Annotated in this window: 2 protein-coding genes and 1 pseudogene; 2 read left to right on the forward strand and 1 reads right to left on the reverse strand. The window is 70.2% G+C overall.

Annotated features, from left to right (window positions below; translation table 11 throughout):
* On the forward strand, nucleotides 1-1,316 hold a 1,316-nt coding region (locus G6019_RS11545; protein WP_182627635.1), incomplete at its 5' end, for an aldehyde dehydrogenase family protein.
* A 7-nt stretch (nucleotides 1,317-1,323) separates the two neighbouring features.
* Complete coding sequence (locus G6019_RS11550; protein WP_107757825.1) at nucleotides 1,324-2,331, forward strand: oxygenase MpaB family protein; 1,008 nt, start codon at nucleotides 1,324-1,326, stop codon at nucleotides 2,329-2,331.
* Between the two features lie 52 nt (nucleotides 2,332-2,383).
* Here the strand turns inward: G6019_RS11550 and G6019_RS11555 are convergent.
* Nucleotides 2,384-2,667 (reverse strand): annotated as a pseudogene (locus G6019_RS11555) (hypothetical protein); the annotation flags it as partial.

Raw genomic sequence — 2,667 nt, forward strand, 5'->3', positions numbered from 1 at the left:
TGCTGGAGTACAAGCGGGCCATCGCCTCCCGAGCCGAGGAGCTGGCCTCACTCATCTCCGCCGAGACCGGCAAGCCGGACGAGGACGCCACGCTCGAGGTCATGCTCACGGTGAGCCACCTGGAGTGGGCGGCCAAGAACGCCGACAAGGTCCTGCGGCGCCGTTCGGTGTCCGCCGGCCTGTTGATGAGCAACCAGGCGGCGTACGTCGAATACCAGCCGTACGGCGTCGTCGGCGCGATCGGCCCCTGGAACTATCCCGCGTTCACCCCGATGGGCACGCTCTCCTACGCCATGGCCGCCGGCAACGCGGTGGTGTTCAAGCCCAGTGAGCTCACGCCCGGGGTCGGCGTCTGGCTCGCCGAGGTGTGGAATTCGCTCGGCGCCTCGCAGCCGCTGTTCCAGACCATCACGGGCGATGGTTCCACCGGCGCGGCGCTGTGCCGGGCGGGTGTGGACAAGCTCGCGTTCACCGGGTCGGCCGCGACGGGCCGCAAGGTCATGGCCGCCTGCGCGGAGACGCTCACCCCCGTCGTCATCGAGGGCGGCGGCAAGGACGCGTTCCTGGTCGACGCGGACGCCGACCTGGACTCGGCGGCCGACCAGGCGGTCTTCGGCGCGATGGGCAACGCGGGGCAGACCTGCGCCGGGGTCGAACGCATCTATGTCCACCGCGACGTCCGCGACGCCTTCGTCCACAAGTTCGCCGCGAAGGTCCGGGCACTGACCCCCGGCACCTCGGTGACCTCCAGCTACGGCCCCATGACGCTGCCGGCCCAGATCGACATCGTCCGCCGCCACGTCCGGGACGCGCTGGCCCGGGGCGGCACGGCCGTCATCGGGGGCGAGGGATCGGTCGGGGAGAGGGTGGTCGAGCCGGTCGTCCTGGTCGACGTGCCCGAGGACTCGACGGCGATCACCGAGGAGACGTTCGGGCCGACCGTCGTGATCAACTCGGTCGCGGACCTGGAGGAGGCGGTCGAGAAGGCCAATGCCAGCAGCTACGGCCTCGGTGGCGCGATCTTCACCGGTAACCGCAAGCGGGGTCTGGCGCTGGCGGAGAAGCTCGACGTCGGCATGGTGTCGGTCAACTCCTTCCTGGCCTTCGCCGGGATCCCGTCGCTGCCGTTCGGTGGCTCCGGCGACTCGGGCTTCGGCCGGATCCACGGGGCCGACGGGCTGCGCGAGTTCGCCCGGCCCAAGGCCATCACGGCCCAGAAGTTCGCCGCTCCCCTCAACCTCATGACCATGACCCGCAAGCCGAGGGACATCAAGGTGGTCAAGTGGATGATGGCCAACGTGATGGGAAGGCTGTGATCTCCGGATGACCGCCACCGTCCCAGGGGTGTTCGGACCGATCCCGGCCGAGTTGGTGGCCGACGCCGCCGTCGAGCACCCGCTCACGGCGTCGCTGCCGCTCAAGCCGGGCCGCTGGTACTGGCGGGATCTCGTCGCGACGCTCGATCCCGTGGCCGATGCGGCGGAGATCCACCGCATCACCTCCGCCTACGAGTTCCCCTGGGACTACCAGAGGGCGCTCGAGCTGGCCCTGTACCGGACGTACTGTGTGCCCTCGGTGTCGGCGGTCCTCGAGGAGGCCGGCCAGTTCCGCGATGAGCCGCAGAAGCGATACGACGACACTGCGCTGCTGATGGTGGAGCTGGTCGAGCACGGCTACGACTCCCCGAGGGGCAGGGAGGCGCTGCGGGTGATCAATCGCCAGCACGCGCGGTACGACATCTCCAACGACGACATGCTGTACGTGCTGTCGACGTTCATCTACGAGCCGCTGGAGTGGATCGATGCGGTCGGGTGGCGGCGCCTGCACCCTCACGAGCGACTGGCCGCGTTCCACTTCTACCGCGGGGTGGGGCAGCGGATGAAGATCGCCGACATCCCGGAGGACATCGGGGAGTTCCGCCGGTGGCGCGACGACTACGAGGCCCGCACCTTCCGCTATGACCGCAACAACGAGCTCATCGGCACCTACACGCTCGATCTCATGTGTTCCTGGTATCCGGAGGCGATCCGCCCCGCCGTCCGCACGGCGGTCCTGTCGCTGGTGGACGACGACATGACCCGGGCCTTCGGCTTCCCGTGGCAGCCGCCGGGAAGACGCAAGGCCGCGTACGCCGCGCTGCGGGCCCGGTCCGCCGTGGTGAGGTGGCTCCCGGTCCGTCGCCGGGCGCTGGGGTCACGCGGTACCGAGAACAGGACCTATCCGGGTTACCCGAACGGATACCGCCCCGCTGACCTGGGGGCCTGCCCGATCCGGCCGAGAGACCGCGTGGAGGGGTGCCCGGTGATGACCGCGGGTGGCGACGGCCGGTGACGCGACGGCGAGTGCCGGGTGCGGCGTCCCGGTCTGACCGGCAGCGCCGGACCTAGCGTTCCGGGGGCAGGAGTACGGTCCGGGCCAGCGCGGCGAATGTCGCCGCGGCTCCGGGATGGAAGCCGGTCCCCTGTCCGCCGTCCAACACCACCGCCAGTGCGGCGTGGACCCGGATCCGGGCCGTGGCGTCGTCCACGGTGGACCCCGCCGGCGCGGCCCCGCGAACCAGTCCGGCCCAACGTTCGAGCTGTCGCAGTTGGGATCGGCGGATCCGCTTCCTGTCGTGGAGACCCAGTGTGCCGAGCTCGGAGTGGTAGAGCATGAGTTCGGGTCCGT

Source organism: Dietzia sp. DQ12-76, assembly GCF_014145045.1.
In the GTDB taxonomy this organism is placed as follows: Bacteria; Actinomycetota; Actinomycetes; order Mycobacteriales; family Mycobacteriaceae; genus Dietzia.

Excerpts from the sequence above, each read along its gene's own strand:
- G6019_RS11550 (WP_107757825.1), top strand. The coding sequence starts at position 1,324 with ATGACCGCCACCGTCCCAGGGGTGTTCGGACCGATCCCGGCCGAGTTG.